The 18,702-nt window shown below is 65.1% G+C and carries 18 protein-coding genes; 11 read left to right on the top strand and 7 right to left on the bottom strand.

The annotated features are described in order from the left end of the window. Window positions 1-35: 35 nt before the first annotated feature. The 4 genes from AXW67_RS13695 (at window position 36) to AXW67_RS13680 (ending at window position 3,850) form a co-directional block, all read left to right on the top strand. Window positions 36-1,769, top strand: coding sequence for an adenylate/guanylate cyclase domain-containing protein (locus AXW67_RS13695; protein WP_145927593.1), 1,734 nt, complete (start codon window positions 36-38; stop codon window positions 1,767-1,769). Between the two features lie 136 nt (window positions 1,770-1,905). Further along, entirely contained in the window at window positions 1,906-3,105 is a 1,200-nt protein-coding gene (gene sorA, locus AXW67_RS13690; protein WP_063678305.1) for a SorA family sulfite dehydrogenase catalytic subunit, read from the top strand. Window positions 3,106-3,117: 12 nt separating this feature from the next. Further along, window positions 3,118-3,441: a SorB family sulfite dehydrogenase c-type cytochrome subunit gene (sorB, locus tag AXW67_RS13685; protein WP_063678304.1), complete on the top strand. Its 324-nt coding sequence runs from the start codon at window positions 3,118-3,120 to the stop codon at window positions 3,439-3,441. A 208-nt stretch (window positions 3,442-3,649) separates the two neighbouring features. Beyond that, window positions 3,650-3,850 carry a cold-shock protein gene (locus AXW67_RS13680; RefSeq protein WP_027527932.1) on the top strand — a complete coding sequence of 67 codons (201 nt, stop codon included), beginning with the start codon at window positions 3,650-3,652 and terminating at the stop codon, window positions 3,848-3,850. 171 nt (window positions 3,851-4,021) lie between these two features. Here AXW67_RS13680 and AXW67_RS13675 read toward each other — a convergent pair whose 3' ends face one another. Then, window positions 4,022-4,483 carry an Lrp/AsnC ligand binding domain-containing protein gene (locus AXW67_RS13675; protein ID WP_063678303.1) on the bottom strand — a complete coding sequence of 154 codons (462 nt, stop codon included), beginning with the start codon at window positions 4,481-4,483 and terminating at the stop codon, window positions 4,022-4,024. A 113-nt stretch (window positions 4,484-4,596) separates the two neighbouring features. On the opposite strand from AXW67_RS13675, the gene putA reads away from it, so the two are divergent. The 3 genes from putA (at window position 4,597) to AXW67_RS13660 (ending at window position 9,691) form a co-directional block, all read left to right on the top strand. Continuing rightward, window positions 4,597-7,596 carry a bifunctional proline dehydrogenase/L-glutamate gamma-semialdehyde dehydrogenase PutA gene (gene putA / locus AXW67_RS13670; protein ID WP_063678302.1) on the top strand — a complete coding sequence of 1,000 codons (3,000 nt, stop codon included), beginning with the start codon at window positions 4,597-4,599 and terminating at the stop codon, window positions 7,594-7,596. A gap of 111 nt (window positions 7,597-7,707) precedes the next feature. Then, a complete protein-coding gene (locus AXW67_RS13665) occupies window positions 7,708-8,913 on the top strand; it encodes a CaiB/BaiF CoA transferase family protein (protein ID WP_027555707.1) in 1,206 nt (401 codons plus the stop codon). Window positions 8,914-9,043: 130 nt separating this feature from the next. Then, window positions 9,044-9,691, top strand: a complete 648-nt coding sequence (locus tag AXW67_RS13660; protein ID WP_063678301.1) for a glutathione S-transferase family protein — start codon at window positions 9,044-9,046, stop codon at window positions 9,689-9,691. Between the two features lie 195 nt (window positions 9,692-9,886). On the opposite strand, the gene AXW67_RS43165 is transcribed toward AXW67_RS13660, so the two are convergent. The 3 genes from AXW67_RS43165 to AXW67_RS13650 form a co-directional block, all read right to left on the bottom strand. Beyond that, complete coding sequence (locus tag AXW67_RS43165; RefSeq protein ID WP_198024827.1) at window positions 9,887-10,054, bottom strand: hypothetical protein; 168 nt, start codon at window positions 10,052-10,054, stop codon at window positions 9,887-9,889. A 27-nt stretch (window positions 10,055-10,081) separates the two neighbouring features. After that, window positions 10,082-11,632 carry a hypothetical protein gene (locus AXW67_RS13655; RefSeq protein WP_063678300.1) on the bottom strand — a complete coding sequence of 517 codons (1,551 nt, stop codon included), beginning with the start codon at window positions 11,630-11,632 and terminating at the stop codon, window positions 10,082-10,084. 93 nt (window positions 11,633-11,725) lie between these two features. Further along, window positions 11,726-12,715 (bottom strand): hypothetical protein, encoded by a 990-nt coding sequence (locus tag AXW67_RS13650; RefSeq protein WP_063678299.1) that lies wholly within the window; start codon window positions 12,713-12,715, stop codon window positions 11,726-11,728. 291 nt (window positions 12,716-13,006) lie between these two features. Between AXW67_RS13650 and AXW67_RS13645 the strand changes: the two genes are divergently transcribed. Beyond that, window positions 13,007-13,378 (top strand): Crp/Fnr family transcriptional regulator, encoded by a 372-nt coding sequence (locus AXW67_RS13645; protein WP_027555711.1) that lies wholly within the window; start codon window positions 13,007-13,009, stop codon window positions 13,376-13,378. Beyond that, a complete protein-coding gene (locus AXW67_RS13640; RefSeq protein WP_027555712.1) occupies window positions 13,375-14,187 on the top strand; it encodes an MBL fold metallo-hydrolase in 813 nt (270 codons plus the stop codon). The genes AXW67_RS13645 and AXW67_RS13640 overlap by 4 nt, the downstream gene beginning before the upstream one ends. A gap of 115 nt (window positions 14,188-14,302) precedes the next feature. Here AXW67_RS13640 and AXW67_RS13635 read toward each other — a convergent pair whose 3' ends face one another. The 3 genes from AXW67_RS13635 to AXW67_RS13625 all read right to left on the bottom strand — a co-directional run bounded on the left by AXW67_RS13635 (window position 14,303) and on the right by AXW67_RS13625 (window position 16,473). Continuing rightward, window positions 14,303-14,800 (bottom strand): TPM domain-containing protein, encoded by a 498-nt coding sequence (locus AXW67_RS13635; RefSeq protein ID WP_063678298.1) that lies wholly within the window; start codon window positions 14,798-14,800, stop codon window positions 14,303-14,305. Window positions 14,801-14,802: 2 nt separating this feature from the next. After that, on the bottom strand, window positions 14,803-15,726 hold the full coding sequence (locus AXW67_RS13630) for a TPM domain-containing protein (RefSeq protein ID WP_063678297.1): 924 nt from the start codon (window positions 15,724-15,726) through the stop codon (window positions 14,803-14,805). A gap of 138 nt (window positions 15,727-15,864) precedes the next feature. After that, window positions 15,865-16,473 carry a LemA family protein gene (locus AXW67_RS13625; RefSeq protein ID WP_027555715.1) on the bottom strand — a complete coding sequence of 203 codons (609 nt, stop codon included), beginning with the start codon at window positions 16,471-16,473 and terminating at the stop codon, window positions 15,865-15,867. A gap of 168 nt (window positions 16,474-16,641) precedes the next feature. Here AXW67_RS13625 and AXW67_RS13620 point away from each other — a divergent pair, with 168 nt between their 5' ends. Continuing rightward, on the top strand, window positions 16,642-17,496 hold the full coding sequence (locus tag AXW67_RS13620; RefSeq protein ID WP_063678296.1) for an enoyl-CoA hydratase: 855 nt from the start codon (window positions 16,642-16,644) through the stop codon (window positions 17,494-17,496). 5 nt (window positions 17,497-17,501) lie between these two features. Further along, window positions 17,502-18,662 carry an acyl-CoA dehydrogenase family protein gene (locus AXW67_RS13615; RefSeq protein WP_063678295.1) on the top strand — a complete coding sequence of 387 codons (1,161 nt, stop codon included), beginning with the start codon at window positions 17,502-17,504 and terminating at the stop codon, window positions 18,660-18,662. Window positions 18,663-18,702: the final 40 nt, after the last annotated feature.

The following is an 18,702-nucleotide window of genomic DNA, read 5'->3' as shown; positions in this document are numbered from 1 at the left end:
GGCTGTTCTACTTCATGAACTGATACAACCGAATCATGGCCACCGCTTCCGCACGAATGTCCGAAATGATCCGCGGCACCAGCCTGCGGCAAGTGCGGCTGGTCTGCGGCGTCATCCTTTTCTCGTATGTGATCAGCCATTTCCTCAACCATGCGCTCGGCAACATCTCGGTCGATGCGATGGAGGCCGGGGTCTACTACCATACAGCCTTCTGGCAGTTCCTGCCGGTCGCGATCGTGTTCTACACGGCGGCACTGACGCATATGGGGCTCGGCGTGTACGCGCTGTACCAGCGTCGCCAGTTCCGCTGGAAGACGATCGAGCCGCTCCAGCTCGTGCTGGGGTTGAGCATCCCCGCCCTCATCATGGCCCATGTTATCGGGGTGCGCCTCGGCCACACGCTGTACGGCCACCAGAAGCTTTATCCCCAGGAGCTCTATCTGTTCTTCGCCGGGTCATCCAACCGGATCTGGCAGATGACCATCCTGCTTGTCATTGCCTGGGTGCATGGCTGCATCGGAATCTATTTCTGGCTCCGCCTGAAGTCTTTCTTCACGCGCGCCGCGCCCTATCTGCTCGCCGCCGCCGTGCTGATCCCGACACTGGCGCTGCTCGGTATCTACCAGGGTGGCCGCAGCGTCGTCGCCGACAGCGACGACGGCGAATGGCGCACGCATAACCTCACAAGGCGCCAGCTCGGCACCCTCGCGGAAGCCAACACGCTCGACCGTATCACCGGCGGCCTCACCGTCGGCTATCTCGGCCTGCTGGGCGTGGTCCTGCTCGCGCGCGGCGTGCGGGCCTTGCGCGAGCGGCGCGGCGGCATGATCGCGTTGTCCTACGGCAACGGCAAGACGGTGCGCGTCCCCAAGGGCCTCTCCGTGCTGGAAGCAAGCCTGCGCCACAACGTGCCGCATGCCAGCGTTTGCGGCGGCCGCGCCCGCTGCTCGACCTGCCGCATCCGTGTCATCGGCGATCATGGCGCCCTGCCCGAGCCCTCTCAGCGCGAAGCCTTCGTGCTCACCCGCGTCGGCACCACCGATCCCTCGATCCGGCTGGCCTGCCAGTTGCGGCCGACCTGCGACCTCTCCTTCTTCCAGCTCTTCACGCCGCACACGCTGTCGGCGAACGCGCAGGCCTCGACGCCGGCGCGGATCGGCCAGGAACGCTATCTCGTCAGCCTGTTCGTCGACATGCGCGGCTCGACGCAGCTCGCCGAGAAGCGGCTGCCGTTCGACACCGTCTTCATCGTCAACCGTTTCCTCGGCGCGGTGTCGCAGGCGGTGATCGAGAATGGCGGTCAACCAAACCAGTTCGTCGGCGACGGCATGCTGGCGCTGTTCGGGCTCACGACGGATCCGCAGACCGCCTGCCGCCAGGCGCTGAGGGCCGCCGCCGGCATCGCCCTCCATATCGACGAGCTCAACGAGCTGTTGAGCCACGATCTGCGCCAGCCGATCCGCTTCGGCATCGGCATCCACGGCGGCGAGGTCATCATCGGCGATATCGGCTATCGCGATCACACCGTCTTCACCGCGCTCGGCGATGCCGTCAACGTCGCCGCCCGGCTCCAGGACATGACCAAGACGCTGGCCTGCGAGGCGATCGTCTCGGAGGAGGTCCGTCACACCGCCGGCCTGGGCGACGATGCGCTGCCGCAGCGGGAGGTCACGATCCGCGGCCGCGACGAGCCGATGACCGTGCGCGTCGTCGCGGACGTCAGGCAGCTCTCCGCCCTGGTCGACCGCGGTGAGCGCGTCGCGGCGTAACACCGCCTTGTTGCAGCGCAGCGGCATGGGCCTGCTGCGAAAGCACGAATTGACTTCGCCGCCAGCGGTGCAACAGATGATCGCGGGCTCGCGGTGATGATCGCGACTCAGCGCAAAAATCTCCGGGGGGAGACACATGATCGACAGACGCAACCTGCTCAAGGGAGCGGGCCTCGCCGCGTTGGCGGCGGGATTCGGCGCCAGCAAAGCGCTGGCCCTCGACACCGTCACCCTGCCCTTCGCCAATGGCGAACGGCCGCTGGTGAGATATCCGCAGAAGCGGCCGATGATCGGCCTGACCAGCCGGCCGCCGCAGCTCGAGACGCCGTTCGCGGTGTTCAATGACGGCCCGATCACGCCGAACAACGCGTTCTTCGTCCGCTATCATTTGTCGGACCTGCCCTACAATCTGGATCCCGACAAGTTCACGCTCGAGATCAAGGGCAAGGTCGACAAGCCGCTCAAGCTCTCGCTCAGGGATATCCGGAAGATGAAGGCGACCGAGATCGTCGCCGTCAACCAGTGCTCCGGCAACAGCCGCGGCTTCTCCGATCCGCGCGTCGCCGGCGGCCAGCTCGCCAACGGCGCGATGGGCAATGCGCGCTGGCGCGGCGTGCCGCTGAAGACGGTGCTCGAGATGGCGGGCGTGCAGGCCGGGGCCAAGCAGGTCACCTTCAACGGCATGGACGGCCCGGCCAGCGACAGGACGCCGGACTTCGTCAAGGCGCTCGACATCGAGCACGCCACCGACGGAGAGGTGATGCTGGCCTATGGCATGAACGGCGAGGACCTGCCGTTCCTCAACGGCTTTCCTCTACGCCTGATCGTGCCCGGCTATTACGGCACCTACTGGGTCAAGCACCTCAACGAGATCACCGTCATCGACAGCGTCTATGACGGCTTCTGGATGAAGTCGGCCTACCGGATTCCGGACACGCCGAACAATGCGATCGAGCCGGGCACCGCGCCGAAGGCGACCATCCCGATCAACCGCTTCACCATCCGCTCCTTCATCACCAGCGTGCCCGACGGCGCGAAGCTGAAGGCGGGAAGCACAACGCTGCGCGGCATCGCCTTCGACGGCGGCAAGGGCATCAAGGAGGTCGCGGTCTCGACCGACGGCGGCAAGACCTGGACCAGTGCGAAGCTCGGCAAGGATCTCGGCAAATATTCCTTCCGCGAATGGAAGCTGCCGGTGAAGCTCGCGGCCGGCGCCTACGACCTCAAGGTTCGCGCGACCGGCAATGGCGGCGAGACGCAGCCGGACACGCCGCGCTGGAACCCGGCGGGCTATTTGCGCAACGTCGTCGAAACCGTCCGCGTGACCGTGGCCTGAAGGAGGATAACCATGCAACGGACCGTTCTCCTCGCCGTCGCGGCTGCCGCCGGCCTTGGCTGGTTTGCGCCCGGCCCCGGCGCGGTGACCGCCGCGCCCGTCAACTACAAGATCCCGGACGAGGTCGCGGCCTTCAAACCCGGCCCGAATCTCGAGGTCGTCCAGGGCAATTGCACGGCCTGCCACTCGGCCGATTACGTCAACACGCAGCCGCCGATGAAGGACAGGAAGGCCTTCTGGCAGGCCGAGGTGACCAAGATGATCAAGGTTTACGGTGCGCCGATCGACGACGCCGATATCGGCAAGATCGTCGACTATCTGGCCGCGACCTATTGACAGGTCGCGGCATGCGTGCGGGCCAAATGACCGCTAAACGGGCAAAACCGGTAAAAACGCCGCGAAGTTGAGCGGTTTTCGCCGAAACGCCCGTGCGGTTTGAGCTATCAAGCCCGCAACATTTTGCGTATCCTATTAGGACCGAACCGGCCGGTTGGCGGGGACTGGCGGTTCGCGATCTCGGAGGAAGACCCGCGGAGAAGACGTGATGCCCAAAGGTACGGTCAAGTGGTTCAACCCGACGAAGGGTTATGGATTTATCCAGCCTGCGTCGGGCGGCAAGGATGTGTTCGTGCATATCTCGGCGGTGCAGAAGGCCGGTTTGTCCACGCTCAACGAGGGACAGACGGTGGAATATGAAGAGATCGCAAACCGGGGCAAGACCTCCGCAGAAAACCTCAAAGTATAAGCCCGCCAGCCTTTGCTGCCTCCCGGACGTCTTTCGGGAGTGAGGCCAAAAAAATTTCAGAAGACGGTCAGTGCATTCGACGACAGGCGTTGCGATTGCGCACGGATAGCTATTTTGTCTGCGAAGGCCGCGTGTTCAACGCCACGGCAATGACAATCGCGACGGCACTCCTCAGCCCACCGGCAACGGTGCGTCGCGCTTGATCTCCTCCATCACCGCATAGGTGCGCGTCTCGCGCACGCCCGGCATCGACAGCAAGGTCTCGCCGAGGAAGCGCCGGTATGCGGTCATGTCGGCCAAGCGCGCCTTCACAAGATAATCGAAGCCGCCGGCAACCATGTGACATTCCAGAACCTCGGGCGCGAGTTTCACCGCCCGCGCAAAGCGATCGAAGTTCTCCGGCGTGGTCTTGTCGAGCAACACCTCGACGAACACCAGGAGCCCGAGGCCGAGCCGGTGCGGGTTGAGCCTTGCGCCATAGCCCTCGACGAAGCCTTCGCGCTGCAGCCGCTTCAGCCGCTCGCCGACCGAGGTCGGCGACAGGCCGATGCGCTCGGCGAGCTCGACATTGGCGATGCGCCCATCCTCCTGTAAAATGGAGAGGATTTTCCGGTCGATTCGATCGAGTTCCATATTCTCTACGGCTGAATATCAATCTTGCTTTATTTTCTAAGGCAAACAGACGCATTTGTCTATCGAACTGCGGCGATGAGCGGATTACCTTATTCGGATCACAGGACATTGCCATGCCGAGCATTCCTTCCCCCTTCACCGCCCCCTACGCGCCCGACGACGCCGACATCGCGGCGCGCCTTCTGCCGGCGGGACACCTCAGCCCGGCGCAGGAGGCGCGGATCGACCGCACCGCCACGCGGCTGATCGAGGCGATCCGCAAGCGCGACGACCGCCTCGGCGGGGTCGAGGACATGCTGCGGGAGTTCGCGCTCTCGACCAAGGAAGGGCTGGCGCTGATGGTGCTGGCCGAGGCGCTGCTGCGCGTGCCAGACGCCCGCACCGCCGACCAGTTCATCGAGGACAAGCTCGGTGAAGGCGACTTCATCCATCACGAGACCAAGTCCACAGCCTTCCTGGTCAACGCCTCGGCCTGGGCGCTCGGCCTGTCGGCGCGGGTGATCCAGCCCGGTGAGACACCCGACGGCACCATCGGCCGGCTGGTGAAGCGGCTCGGGGCGCCGGCGGTGCGCGCCGCCACGCGCCAGGCGATGCGGCTGATGGGCAATCATTTCGTGCTCGGCGAGACCATCGAGCAGGCGCTGGAGCGGGGTGGGCCGCGCTCCGGACAACAATCCCGCTATTCCTTCGACATGCTCGGCGAGGCTGCGCGCACGGCCGCCGATGCGAAGCGCTATTTCGACGCCTATGCGAGCGCGATTCTAACCATCGGCAAGGCGGCGGGCGACCAAGCCCTGCCCGACCGGCCCGGCATCTCGGTCAAGCTCTCCGCGCTGCATCCGCGCTTCGAGGCGGTCAGCCGCGAGCGCGTGATGCGCGAGCTGGTGCCGCTGCTGCTTGATCTGGCGCGGCGCGCCAAGAGCTACGACCTGAACTTCACCGTCGACGCCGAGGAAGCCGACCGGCTCGAGCTGTCGCTCGACGTGATCGCGGCGACGCTCGCCGATGCCTCGCTGGCCGGCTGGGACGGCTTCGGGCTCGCGATCCAGGCCTATCAGAAGCGCGCCAACGCGGTGATCGACTATATCGACGAGCTTGCGCGCGCACATGACCGCAAGCTGACGGTGCGGCTGGTCAAGGGCGCCTATTGGGACACCGAGATCAAGCGCGCGCAGGAGCGCGGGCTCGACGGCTACCCGGTGTTCACCCGCAAGGCGATGACGGACCTGAACTTCATCGCCTGCGCGCGAAAGCTGCTCGCCTTGCGGCCGCGCATCTTCCCGCAATTCGCCACCCACAACGCGCTGACGGTCGCGACCGTGCTGGAGCTTGCCGGGGGCAGCGGCGGCTTCGAATTCCAGCGCCTGCACGGCATGGGCGAAGCGCTCTACGAGCAGCTTGCCAAGGATCATCCTGACATCGCCTCCCGTACCTATGCGCCGGTCGGCAGCCATCGCGACCTGCTCGCCTATCTGGTGCGGCGGCTGCTGGAAAACGGTGCCAACTCTTCCTTCGTTGCCCAGGCCGCCGATTATCGCGTGCCGGTCCCGGCGCTGCTGCAGCGTCCGGCCGACGCCATCGCCCGGCCGCAGCAGGCCTCGCATGCCAAAATTCCACTGCCGTGCGACCTCTTTGCACCGGAGCGGCGCAATTCGCGCGGCATCGAATTCGGCGAGCGCGCCGCTCTGGAACCGCTGCTCACCGACATCAGGGACGAGACGTTCGAGCTCAAGCCGGTCACTGATGCGACACCCGATCAGGTCAACGCCGCGGTCTCAGCAGCGCGCGCGGGCTTTGCGGCCTGGAGCCGGACGCCTGCGGCTTCGCGCGCGGCATCGCTCGAGCAGGCCGCGCATCTCCTGGAGAGTCGCCGCGCTCATTTCATGGCGCTCTTGCAGCGCGAGGGCGGCAAGACACTGGACGATGCGCTGTCGGAGGTGCGTGAAGCCGCGGACTTCTGCCGCTATTATGCGGCGCAAGGCCGAAAACTGTTCGGCAGCGAGACGGCGATGCCGGGCCCGACCGGCGAAAGCAACGCACTGGGCTTGCGCGGCCGCGGCGTATTCGTGGCAATCTCGCCCTGGAACTTTCCGCTCGCGATCTTCCTTGGTCAGGTCACGGCGGCGCTGATGGCCGGCAACTGCGTGGTGGCAAAACCTGCCGAGCAGACGCCGTGCATCGCGGTCGAGGCAGTGCGGCTGCTGCACGAGGCCGGCATCCCCGCCGATGTACTGCGCCTCGTCACCGGCGACGGCCGCACCGGAGCGGTGCTGATCGCGCATCCCGATATCGCCGGCGTCGTCTTCACCGGCTCGACCGAGGTCGCGCGCGCGATCAACCGGACGCTTGCCGCGAAGGACGGCCCGATCGTGCCGCTGATTGCAGAGACCGGTGGCATCAATGCCATGATTGCGGATGCAACGGCGCTGCCCGAACAGGTCGCCGACGACGTCGTGACATCCGCGTTCCGTTCCGCCGGCCAGCGCTGCTCTGCCCTGCGGCTGCTGTTCGTGCAGGAGGACGTCGCCGACCGCATGATCGAGATGATCGCGGGCGCTGCGCGCGAATTGAGGATCGGCGATGCGCGCGATGTCGCGACCCATGTCGGGCCGGTGATCGACGAGGAGGCCAAGCAGCGGCTGGATGCGCACATCGCGCGGATGAAGAAAGAGGCAGAGCTGCACTTTGCTGGGACCGCGCCGGAGGGCTGCTTCGTCGCCCCGCATATCTTCGAGCTCCGGGATGCCGGCCAGCTCACCCAGGAGGTGTTCGGCCCAATCCTCCACGTCGTCCGCTATCCGGCGGAGAGGCTCGGACAGGCGCTGGCCGCGATCGATCGCACCGGCTACGGGCTGACGCTCGGCATCCATTCCCGTATCGACGATACGGTCGAGGCGATCATCGACCGCGTTCAGGTCGGCAACATCTACGTCAACCGCAACATGATCGGCGCCGTGGTCGGCGTACAGCCGTTCGGCGGCAACGGACTGTCAGGAACCGGCCCGAAGGCCGGCGGCCCGCACTACCTCGCGCGCTTCGCCACCGAGCAGACCGTGACCATCAACACGGCGGCGGCCGGCGGCAACGCTGCCCTGCTTGCGGGCGAAGAGTAGGCACGGGAAGGAGCGTTGCATCCCGCCAGAACATCGGTCTAATGCTCTCATGATGAGCCCGCGCTAATTCCAGCGCGCGGGAAACAACAAGAGCGAGGGAGCAACGCCACGATGGAAAAGGGCATTTTTGCGGGCCTGAAGGTTCTGGACTGCGCGAGCTTCATCGCGGCGCCCGCTGCCGCGACCGTGCTGTCGGATTTCGGCGCCGACGTCATCAAGATCGAGCCGCCCGGCGCCGGCGACCCCTACCGCAATCTGCCGAACCTGCCGGGCTACCCGACCGGCGAGCACAATTTCGCCTGGCTGCTGGAGGCCCGCAACAAGAAGAGCATCGCGCTCGACCTCTCCAAGCCGGAGGCGCAGGCCGTGCTCTACAAGCTCGTGGAAGAGGCCGACGTCTTCATCACCAACATGCCGCCGCCGGTGCGCACCAAGCTCGGCATCACCTATGATCACCTCGCCCATCTCAACGACCGGCTGATCTACGCCTCCTTCACCGGCTATGGCGAGAAAGGCGAGGAGGCCAACAAGCCCGGCTTCGACAGCAACGCCTATTGGGCGCGCTCCGGCCTGATGGACCTCGTCCGCGCCGACACCAACACGACGCCGGCCCGCTCGATCGCCGGCATGGGCGATCACCCCTGCGCCATGGCGTTCTATGGCGCCATCGTCACCGCACTGTATCAGCGCGAGAAGACCGGCAAGGGCTCGCATGTCGCCTCCAACCTGATGGCGAACGGCGTGTGGGCGGCGAGCGTGCTGGCGCAGGCAAAACTCTGCGGCGCCAAGTTCGGCGAGCGGCGGCCGCGTGAGCGCGCGCTCAACGCGGTGACCAACCACTATCAGTGCAAGGACGGCCGCTGGATCATCCTGTCGCTGCTGAACGAGGACCGGCAATGGCCGACGCTGGCGCGCTGCATGGGGCGCGAAGATCTCATCGACGACCCGCGCTTCATCACCAAACCCGATCGCCACGCCCGTTCGGTCGAGTTGATCAAGATTTTTGACGAGGTGTTTGCCACCAGGGATCTCGCCGAATGGCGCAAGATCCTCGACGGCAACGGGCTTGTGTTCGGCGTCGTCGGCATTCTCGACGACATCCCGAACGACAAGCAGATGCTCGACAACGAGGTGCTGGTGCCGTTCGAGAACGACACCATGCTCACCATCAACAGCCCGATATGGATCGACGGCGCCAAGAAAGTGCAGCCGCGCAAGCCGCCCGCCATCGGCGAGCACAGTGACGAGATTTTGCGCGGGGCCGGATACGACGAAGCGGCGATCAAGCAGCTGCGGTCGTCGGGGGCGGTGGGATAAGGGGCGGCAGGTCTGCCGTCGTCGTCCCGGGGCGCGGATGCATTTCTGGATTGCTTCGCTGCGCTCGCAATGACGATACGGGACGATGTAGCCTCACCGACAACATCGCCCATCGCCTCGTGAGGGTCCCATGCCCAGCTACCGCCTGCACTACTTCCCCGAATCCGGCAACAGCTACAAGCTGGCGCTGATGCTGACGCTGTGCGGGGAGACGTTCGAACCGATGTGGACCGACTTTGGCGGCGGCGTCACACGCACGCCGGAGTGGCGCAATACCGTGAACGAGATGGGCGAGATTCCCGTGCTCGAGGTCGACGGTGTGAAGATGACGCAGACCGCGCCGATCCTGCTCAAGCTCGCCGAACAATATGGCCGCTTCGGCGGTGAAACCGCGGGGGAGAAGTTCGAGCTGCTCCGTTGGCTGTTCTGGGACAACCACAAGCTCACCGGCTACATGGCGACGTACCGCTTCATGCGGACCTTCATCCCGAACGGCGATCCGCAAGTGCTGAAGCATTTTCAGCGTCGGCTGGACGATTTCCTCGGCATTCTGGAGAGACACCTTCAGCACAACGCCTTCGCGATCGGCGCCAAGCCGACGGTCGCCGATATCTCGATGATGGCCTATCTGCACTATCCGAGCGACGAGCACGGCTATGATTTCGCCGCGAGCCATCCGGCCATTCACACCTGGCTCGGCCGCCTCGCCGCGTTGCCGGGCTGGAAGTCGGCCTACGACTTGCTGCCCGGCAAGCGTCTGACGCATTACGCAAAGTGAAGGCCTTCCTTTTCCCTCTCCCCGTTCTTACGGGGAGAGGGTTGGGGTGAGGGGCCCTCTCCACGAAAATGGTGACGGTGAGACTCGCGGAAGCTCCCCCTCATCCGGATTGCATCTTCGATGCAATCCGACCTCTCCCCGCAAGCGGGACGAGGAGAACTTGCGGCTCGTTCTGAGATTCAACTGAAGAAGCTGCTACGACCGCAGCGCCAGCCAGCCGAGCGTAAACAAGATCCCGCCGACGATGACGACGACCGCGACCGCCCAGGTGCTGACGCGGATGCTGCCGGTGACCTGTTTGGCTTCCTCATTGCGCGCAATCTCGCGATTGCGCTCCTTGTTGGCCTCGCTGGTATCCGTCATGGGTCAACCAAAATCGCTGTTGCCGGCTTAACGCGTCTTGATGAAACACATGCCGATGCGGCTCGATGCCGAAGCAGCCTGACAGGTGAGACCTGTAGCACAGGTCCATGACGTAAAACTCTTGTCAGCCGTTCCCGATCCCGCATTTTGCAGGGAACAGTGCGCGCCCCAGCCGTCCTGATATTCGGTGCCCGCCAGCTCCCGGCTGCCGCGGGTCTGCGGCCGGCTGGCAAATCCGCGTGAGAAATCAGGACGCTTGCCTTCGGCGAACGCGGTCAGGATATCGCGGCGGCGGATCTGGTCGCCGAAGAAGTGCGGCGAGGCCGGCACGATGGTGGAATTGGACGGCTTGTCCGCGAGCCAATCCACGCCCGGAAAATGGAAACCGCCGATGCCGCGGGTCTGATGGCAGCCGGCGCAGGTGACGTCGTTGAGGCGGCGCTGGAAGCCCGCGACGGAGCGGATGTTCTCCATGGTGATGCCGCGCGCGGCCGCCTGTTTCAGCGCGCCGACCACGTCACTGTCGGTGAAGACCGGTTCGGCCTTGCCCTCGCCTTTCCCCTCTCCCTGCATCATGCCGAACTCCGGCTGCAACGCCGAGGCATCGACGCCAGCGGGCGTCGGCGCCACCGCGGCCTTGGCCAGGAACTTTTCGGGGATCAGCACCGTGCCGCGATCGAACTCGCGAAGATTTTCGGGGTCGAGCAGCCACGCCTTGAAGTCGCGTCGGAGCGCATCGTCGGCGAGGATCCTGTCGCGGTCGATCTGGTTCTCCAGCGTCGATTCCTCGAACAGTTTTGTGTCGTGGTTGTACCTGAAGACCTTGAGAAGATAGTCCGAGCGGAAATCGTGCAGCGCCGATTTCGGCGCGACCGAGATCTGGATGTTGGTCTCGATCCGGTCGATCATCGCATCGTAGGGAAAAGAAACGCTGCCGATCAGCCCCTGCCAATCGCCATTGTCGAGCCAGCGCCGCGCGACCTCGGCGCAAGTGATCGGCTTGCCGTTTGAATCGGTCTGGCGCGCGTCCCTCGCCTTCATCACCAGGTTGAGCGTCATCGGCAGGCGCGTCGCGGTCTTGCCGCCGTCGGGATTGCCGTCGAAGCGCGCCAGCCGGTAGATCAGGCGGATCTCGCCGCAGGAGTCTTCCGAAACGTAGGCGCGGTCCATGCGGTTGACGATACCGGCGAGCACGAAGCGGGTGTCGGGGGATTTCAGGAAGGCGCGGTCGAACAGATGGACGTCAAAGCCTTCGCCGACGCCAATGCTCTCGGTCGGCGACGCCGCCCTGTATTGCGCGACATAGCGGTCGAACTCCGCGTCGATCGCCGGCGGAATCTCCTTGAGCGGCGGCAGCGATGAGAACAGGAGGTCCGTCGTCAACGGAAAATCCGCGTTCCGCTCCGGCCACAACAGGCGCGAGATCGTGAGCGTATCGCTCTGATCGAGCTTGCGCAGTAAATCGGGATCGGTGATCGCGGTGCCGCGTTCGAGCGGCGCATTCTCCGCCGCCGATAGCGAAATGAGGCCGCCGAACAGCACGACGGCAGCAACGAGAATTCGCAACGCGCGGCTCATGTCTCCACTAACACCGCGCTGGTCCGCCTATTCAAGCAAAAAGGCGCTTCACATCGTGGTGAAGCGCCTCTTTGAAAGTCGGATATCGGCGGCTCAGCGCGCGACGATCAGGCCCTTGCTGGTGACGACCACCCAACGGCCATCCTGGCGGCGGATCGCGTCGACGCGGCCAAGGCCGGGCAAGGGATCGCCGGCATAGACCTCGTAGAGGCCTCCCCGGCCCTCGATCAGCGCGCCGCCATTGGCGACGTCGCGCAGCACCCAACCTTCGATCGTCGGCAGCCGGCCGACCTCGGTCTTGGGCGCGGCGGGCACTGGGGCCGGCCCAGCTGCGGCGGTGGCAACCTGGGTCGGAGCGATCGAGCCGGTGGTCTCCTTCGCGGGTGCCGCGGCTGCGGCCTGCGCGGGCGCGGCGGGCGGCGTGGCGCGGAGCTTATCGACGGTCTCGGACAGCTTTGCCAGCTTGGCCATCGGCTCGGCCTGCGCCTTCTCGATCTTGTCGAGACGGTCGTTGGTCCGGTTGAACTGGCTGAGGCCGGTCTTCGAGGTGTGCTCGACACTGGCCTTGAGCGCGACGACGTCGGCATCGATCCGGGCGACCGAGCTCTCCAGCGCGCTGGTGTCGGCCACCTGGGCCGGCGCCGGGGGCGGGCTGGCGGCGAAATGCATCACACCGGCGGTCGCCAGCGCGCCGCTGACCGCACCGACGCAGCCGGCGAGCGCGATCACCGCGGCCATCGCCGACATGCGCCGCTTGCCGCCCGCCTCGCGCGGCTCCTCAGCCTTCACATGCGGGGCGAAATCCTCACGGTCCCAGGAGCGGTCCGAGGGTGCCATGACAATGAGCTTGCCGGGCTTCGTCTCGAGCTTGGCTTCAGCCTTGGCCTCGATCTTGGGTTCGGCCTCCTGGCTGGCGCTGAGCTTCGGCACCACGATCCGCGGCGCCTCGACCTTCGCCTCGTCCGGCTGGGGGGGCGCCTCGTGGTCGGGGGCGATCGAGGGGGCCTCGATGCCGGCGCCAGCCTCGACGGCCTGCGGCGCGGCAGCGGCATCAAGGGCGCCAGTCTCCTGGCCTTCGGGCATTGCTTCGCTCACGGCTCAAATACTCCACTCAAGATTGACCTTTTGGTAACTTTCATTGCTTGCGAAATCCTTACCTTCGGACCCGCTTACCGAAATTTTAGGAACTCATCCGAGGCCGAATTTGGCCGGGAAAGTGGAACCGGCGTGGCGGCCGGGAAACAAATTGTCAGCCGATGCTGCCTTGCGGCATGCGCCGTCTCCGTCGAACGGCTTGTTTGCCGGACCTTGGTCCGCGGCTAACATGGCGCGTCCCGTCAGCCAGAAGGCCAGGGGGTGCCAAGGGGAGGCACAATGACGATCGAGAAGTGCATCAACGAGTTTGGTGTCGGTGACGTCATCTTCGAGGAAGGCTCGACCGGCCGCGAGCTGTTCGTCGTGCTTGACGGCGAGGTCGAGATTGCCAAGGTCGCCGGCATCACCAAGACCACCATCATCACCCTCGGCAAGGGCGAGTTCTTCGGCGAGATGGCCGTGATCGACGGCTCGGCGCGCTCGGCAACCGCGATCGCGGCGGCGCCGAATACGCGGGTGATGAAGATCAACCACGCCCGTTTCGTCTATCTCGTCAGCCAGCAGCCGGCCTTCGCGCTGATGGTGATGGACGCGCTCTCCAAGCGCCTGCGCGCCTCCAACGCCGTCACCTACCGGGCAGCGCAGCCATGAGCGACCGCAAGCCGACGGCCTTCCCGATCCTGATGAAGAACGACACCTGCTCGCTGATCCAGGCGGCGGAGGACGTCTATCAGATCCGCTTTTCCAATCGCGCCGCCAACGCCTATCTGGTGCGCGGCTCGGCGCGCACCATCCTGATCGACGTCGGGCTCTCCACCAACTTTCCGGCGATGGTGGAATGCCTGAACTTCGCCGAGTGTCCGCCCGAGAAGATCGACATGGTGGTGCTGAGCCACGAGCATCTCGACCACATCGGCGCCGCCTGGCATTTCAACGAGCGCCGTACCTTCATCGCCGCCCATCGCCTCGCCGCCAACAAGATCATGCTGCGCGACGACTTCTCGATGCTGCGCAAGATGTTCAACGAGCCGAACGTGCCGATCAACATCGACATCTGGCTCGAGGAAGGCAATCTGATCGACCTCGGCAATTTCCGCCTCAACGTGATGCACACGCCGGGCCACACCTCGGCCTGCATCACGCTGTTCGACCAGGACAAGGGCCTGTTGTTCGCCGCGGACACCTTGATGCCCGGCGGCGTGATGGGCGGCGTGTTCGGCTCCGGCAGCATCGCCGACTACATCCAGTCGCTCGAACGGCTGAAGGGGCTGGATTCGAAGATCCTGCTCTCGGGCCACGGCAGGCTGTCAGATACGCCGCAGGAAGATGTGCGCATTGCGATCGCACGCTCGCACGGCCTGCTGGAGGACACCGCGCAACTGTTCGATGCACTCGATGCGCGTTCGAATTTCGAGCCGATCATGCAGTCGGTGCGGGATTTGAACAAGCTGGATGATTAGACGGCACTTCGCGTCGTGCGTCCGTGCACGAGGGGATGCTCGACGCCTCCACAATGTCGTCCTGGCTTTCGCCAGACGACATCGGGGTTCGCCTTTGCCCCCCGCTTGGCTGAAGTCACATCACCACCGGCCTGTCCGGCAGCTCGTTCGGATGCGGCCCCCTCGGCGGAAAATGCTTCGCCAGCTCCCGCGACACCGCCTCGATGCCGCCGATGGCGCCGCGCTCGAACTGGCCGGACCTGAACTCGGCCTCCATCGCACGGCAGATCTTTTCCCAGCCCTCAGCCCCAACGTCCGCATCGATACCGCGGTCGGCGATGATCTCGACGTCGCGATCGGCGAGCAGGAGATAGATCAGGACGCCGTTGTTGTGCGCGGTGTCCCAGATCCGCAAATGCGAGAACACGTCCAGCGCGCGCGCGCGTGCCGGCTGGTCGCGGAACAGCGCCGCGCCGTCGAGCGCGCCCTCGACGACGAAGCGGACCTGGCCGGCATGGGTGGCTTCACAGCGTTTGATCGCCTGCTCGATGCGGTCGAGCACGGCTGGTGTGAACACCTGCTTGGCGCGCCAATGGTGCTGGAAGAGATGCCGGGTGATACGCCCTATGCTCATGACTACCAGCTCCCCGAGGCGCCGCCGCCGCCAAAGCTGCCGCCCCCGCCGCTGAAGCTGCCGCTGTCGCTCGACGAGGAGCCGCTGCTCCAGCCGCCGCCCGAACCGCTCGACCAGGAGCCGCCGCGCGACGAGCCCGTGCCTGGCCCCGTCGCCATCGGAAAGAGATCGGCGATGAAAGCGAGGATGAAGGCGATGACGCCGACGGCCAGCGCGATGCCGGCGGAGCCGACCATGAACCAGGCGAGCGCCGCGAGCACGCCACCGGTCGCGACCGAGCCGAGCAATCGCCCGAGCATCGTGCGCAGGATTCCTCCGACGAACAACGAAGCGAACAAAGCGAAGGGAATGACAGGTCCGAAATCGTTCAGATCGCTGCTGAAGTTCGTACTGCGCGCGGGCGCCGGCAACGGCTCACCGTCGATCGCGCGAATCATGCGATCGACGCCGTCAGAGATGCCGCCGGCGAAGTCGCCCGTCCTGAACTTCGGCGTGATGACCTCGTCGATGATCCGCCGCGAGTTGACGTCGGTTAGCGCGCCTTCGAGGCCGTAGCCGACCTCGATGCGCAAATGGCGGTCGTTCTTGGCGATCAGCAGGATCGCGCCGTCGTCGACCTTCTTCCGTCCGATCTTCCAGGCGTCCGCAACGCGGATCGAATACTGCTCGATCGTCTCCGGCTGTGTCGTCGGCACGATCAGGACAGCAATCTGGCTACCCTTCTTCGCCTCGAAATCCCTGAGCTTCTGGTCGAGCGAAGCGATGGCGCCGCTCGACAACGTACCGGTCTGGTCGACGACGCGCCCCGTGAGCTGCGGCACGGCGACGTCGGCTGCGGCGGCGAAGGTAAAGGTGAGGAACAGCGCAAGCAGAAGGATGCCCCGCGACAAGAAGACGGAACAAGCGCGCAACAATCTCGCTGTCATCGCCCGGCTCGACCGGGCGATCCAGTATTCCAGAGACGCCGGCAGGATACGGAGAAGCCGCGGCGTACTGCATTCCCCGCTTTCGCGGGGAATGACGCCGGTGGGTGGGATAACGCGCATCCGCAAAATCGAACGCGTTTACTTCGACGGCGCCGGTGCCGGATTGAAATCCACCTTCGGCGCAGTCGAGATCTCCTTCTCGTTGTCGACCGAGAAGTTCGGCTTCTCCTTGTAGCCGAACGCCATCGCCGTGAAGTTGGTCGGGAACGAGCGGATGGTGACGTTGTAGTCCTGCACCGCCTTGATGTAACGGTTGCGCGCCACCGTGATGCGGTTCTCGGTACCTTCGAGCTGCGACATCAGGTCCTTGAACAGGGCGTCCGATTTGAGCTGCGGGTAATTCTCGGTGACGACCAGCAGCCGAGACAGCGCGCTGGAGAGCTCACCCTGAGCAGCCTGGAATTTCTGGAAGGCTGCAGGATCGTTGAGCACCTCGGGCGTCGCCTGGATGCTGCCGACCTTGGCGCGCGCATTGGTGACCCCGAGCAGCACGTCCTTCTCCTGCTGGGCAAAGCCCTTCACCGAGTTGACGAGATTGGGCACGAGATCGGCGCGGCGCTGGTACTGATTCACGACCTCCGACCAGTTGGCCTTGATCTGCTCATCCTGGCTCTGGATCGCGTTGTAGCCGCAATTGGTCAGGCTGAGCGAGGCCAGCGCCGCCAGCACTGTCAGAATCTTGCGCATCAAATTTCTCCCGGTGGAATCCAGGCAAGCTATCAGATAGAGCACGCGGGACGCCAGACGTCTTGCACCCATGGCGCGAAAAGCAGCCGACTGACGCAAGCCTCTTGCCTATCACCGGGCGACATAGTCAACTTGGAGCAACAAGACGAAAAGCGCCAGGGGAACGCCATGTCCTCGTTCGAGACCATCCTCGTGGAGCGGCCGGAGCCGGCGATTACCCGGATCGTGATGAACCGGCCCGAGGCGCGTAACGCGCAGAACCTGCAAATGACCTACGACCTCAACGCCGCCTTCGATGCGGCGGTGCAGGACGATGCGGTCAAGGTGATCATCCTCGCCGGCAATGGTCCGCACTTCTCCTCCGGTCATGACCTGCGCCCGGGTGGCAGGAATGCCGCAGGCGTCGATTTTCCGCCGATCGGAAATTGGGGCGGCTTCGCTGAAGCTGGCGCCCATGGCCGCTTCGCGCGCGAGCAGGAAATCTATCTCCAGATCACCCGGCGCTGGCGCAACCTTGCCAAGCCGACCATCGCCGAGGTGCACGGCAAATGCATCGCCGGCGGCCTGATGCTGGCCTGGGCCTGCGACCTCATTGTCGCCAGCGACGATGCCCAGTTCTGCGACCCTGTCGTCACCATGGGCGTCTGTGGTGTCGAATGGTTCGTGCATCCCTGGGAGCTCGGTCCACGCAAGGCCAAGGAATTCTTGTTCACGGCCGACAGCTGGAGCGCGCAGGAGGCGCATCAGCTCGGCATGGTCAACCGGGTCGTGCCGCGCGCGGAATTGTCGACCGCCGTGCTGGCCTTAGCGCGCAGCATCGCCACAAGACCGTCATTCGCGCTAAAGCTGACCAAGGAGGCCGTCAACCGCTCGATCGATGTGATGGGTCAGCCGGCCGCGATCGACCAGGCCTTCGCGCTGCATCAGCTCTGCCACGCTCACAATCTTCAGGAGTTCGGCATGGTGGTCGATCCATCCGGCCTGCATCCCTCGGTGCGCAAGCCACCGGCGGCCGCGGAGTAGAGACGATGGATCTCAATCTCAGTGATGAACAAAAGCTGCTGCGCGAGAGCGCAGAGCGCTTCGTGACCGAAAGCTATGATGCCGACCATCGCCGCAAGATGGCGAACGATCCGCTCGGCTTCAGCCCGGTGGTCTGGAAGCAGTTTGCCGAGCTCGGCTGGCTGGCGCTGCCGATCGCGGAAGAGTTTGGCGGGCTCGGCGGCGGCGCGGTCGAGATCGGCATCTTGATGGAGGCCTTCGGCCGCGGGCTGGTGTCCGAGCCTTATGTCGCGACCGTCGTGCTGGGCGCTGCACTGATCGACAGATGCGGCAGCACCGCGCAGAAGCGGGCGCGGCTACCGAAGATCGCGGACGGATCGTTGAAGCTCGCCCTTGCGCATTCCGAACGCGCGGCGCGGTTCGATCTCGCCAGGGTCACGACTATCGCGAACAAGACCGCGCAGGGCTGGCGCCTTGCCGGCAGCAAGATCGCGGTGCTCGACGGCCATGCCGCCGACGAGATGATCGTGTCCGCGCATATCCATGATCATCGCGGTCCATCGAGACGGATCGGCCTGTTTGTGGTGCCGGCGCGGACGCCGAGCCTCGCGATCGCAGACTATCCGCGCCTCGGCGGCGGGCGCGCCTGCAACATCGCGCTGTCCGATCTGCATCTGCCGGAGGATGCCCTGCTCGGCGACGGCGACGGCGCGCTGCCCGCGATCGAATGGGCGGTTGACCGCGCCATGGCCGCACTCGGCGCGGAGGCCGTCGGCATCATGCAGACGCTGCTGGAAACGACGCTGGAGTACACCAAGATCCGCAAGCAGTTCGGCCGGCCGCTGTCCGCCAACCAGGTGATCCGCCATCGCCTCGCCGACATGGCGATGCAGGTCGACGAGGCACGTTCGATGGCTCTGCGCGCCGCGCTGAAGGTCGATGCAGCGCCGGTCGAGCGCGCGCGGGCCGCCTCGGGAGCAAAGGCGAAGATCGGCAAATGCGCGCGCTTCGTCGGCGAGCAATCGATCCAGCTTCACGGCGGCATGGGCGTCACCGAGGAGCTCGAGGTCGGCGCCTATTTCAAGCGGCTCATCGCCTTCGACACGCTGTTTGGCGGCAGCGCGCATCACTACCGCAGGCACGCCATGCTCGGCAGACGACAAGTCGACGGGCTGGTCGACGACTGAAATGCCTTTTGCTGCAACCCTACTCCTCTGTTCCTTGCCA

This window comes from Bradyrhizobium neotropicale, assembly GCF_001641695.1.
GTDB lineage: Bacteria > Pseudomonadota > Alphaproteobacteria > Rhizobiales > Xanthobacteraceae > Bradyrhizobium > Bradyrhizobium neotropicale.
Note: the sequence above shows the minus strand (reverse complement) of the source record. Positions and strands in the feature narration are given on the sequence as shown.

Bases quoted from the DNA above. Each gene is read 5' to 3' on its own strand.
- AXW67_RS13635 (WP_063678298.1), bottom strand. From the start codon at position 14,800: ATGAGCATAGGGCGTATCACCCGGCATCTCTTCCAGCACCATTGGCGC.
- AXW67_RS13680 (WP_027527932.1), top strand. From the start codon at position 3,650: ATGCCCAAAGGTACGGTCAAGTGGTTCAACCCGACGAAGGGTTATGGA.
- AXW67_RS13630 (WP_063678297.1), bottom strand. From the start codon at position 15,726: ATGACAGCGAGATTGTTGCGCGCTTGTTCCGTCTTCTTGTCGCGGGGC.
- AXW67_RS43165 (WP_198024827.1), bottom strand. From the start codon at position 10,054: ATGACGGATACCAGCGAGGCCAACAAGGAGCGCAATCGCGAGATTGCG.
- AXW67_RS13650 (WP_063678299.1), bottom strand. From the start codon at position 12,715: ATGCCCGAAGGCCAGGAGACTGGCGCCCTTGATGCCGCTGCCGCGCCG.
- AXW67_RS13645 (WP_027555711.1), top strand. From the start codon at position 13,007: ATGACGATCGAGAAGTGCATCAACGAGTTTGGTGTCGGTGACGTCATC.
- sorA (WP_063678305.1), top strand. From the start codon at position 1,906: ATGATCGACAGACGCAACCTGCTCAAGGGAGCGGGCCTCGCCGCGTTG.
- AXW67_RS13655 (WP_063678300.1), bottom strand. From the start codon at position 11,632: ATGAGCCGCGCGTTGCGAATTCTCGTTGCTGCCGTCGTGCTGTTCGGC.
- AXW67_RS13615 (WP_063678295.1), top strand. From the start codon at position 17,502: ATGGATCTCAATCTCAGTGATGAACAAAAGCTGCTGCGCGAGAGCGCA.
- AXW67_RS13695 (WP_145927593.1), top strand. From the start codon at position 36: ATGGCCACCGCTTCCGCACGAATGTCCGAAATGATCCGCGGCACCAGC.
- AXW67_RS13665 (WP_027555707.1), top strand. From the start codon at position 7,708: ATGGAAAAGGGCATTTTTGCGGGCCTGAAGGTTCTGGACTGCGCGAGC.
- AXW67_RS13675 (WP_063678303.1), bottom strand. From the start codon at position 4,483: ATGGAACTCGATCGAATCGACCGGAAAATCCTCTCCATTTTACAGGAG.
- putA (WP_063678302.1), top strand. From the start codon at position 4,597: ATGCCGAGCATTCCTTCCCCCTTCACCGCCCCCTACGCGCCCGACGAC.
- AXW67_RS13625 (WP_027555715.1), bottom strand. From the start codon at position 16,473: ATGCGCAAGATTCTGACAGTGCTGGCGGCGCTGGCCTCGCTCAGCCTG.
- AXW67_RS13640 (WP_027555712.1), top strand. From the start codon at position 13,375: ATGAGCGACCGCAAGCCGACGGCCTTCCCGATCCTGATGAAGAACGAC.
- AXW67_RS13620 (WP_063678296.1), top strand. From the start codon at position 16,642: ATGTCCTCGTTCGAGACCATCCTCGTGGAGCGGCCGGAGCCGGCGATT.
- AXW67_RS13660 (WP_063678301.1), top strand. From the start codon at position 9,044: ATGCCCAGCTACCGCCTGCACTACTTCCCCGAATCCGGCAACAGCTAC.
- sorB (WP_063678304.1), top strand. From the start codon at position 3,118: ATGCAACGGACCGTTCTCCTCGCCGTCGCGGCTGCCGCCGGCCTTGGC.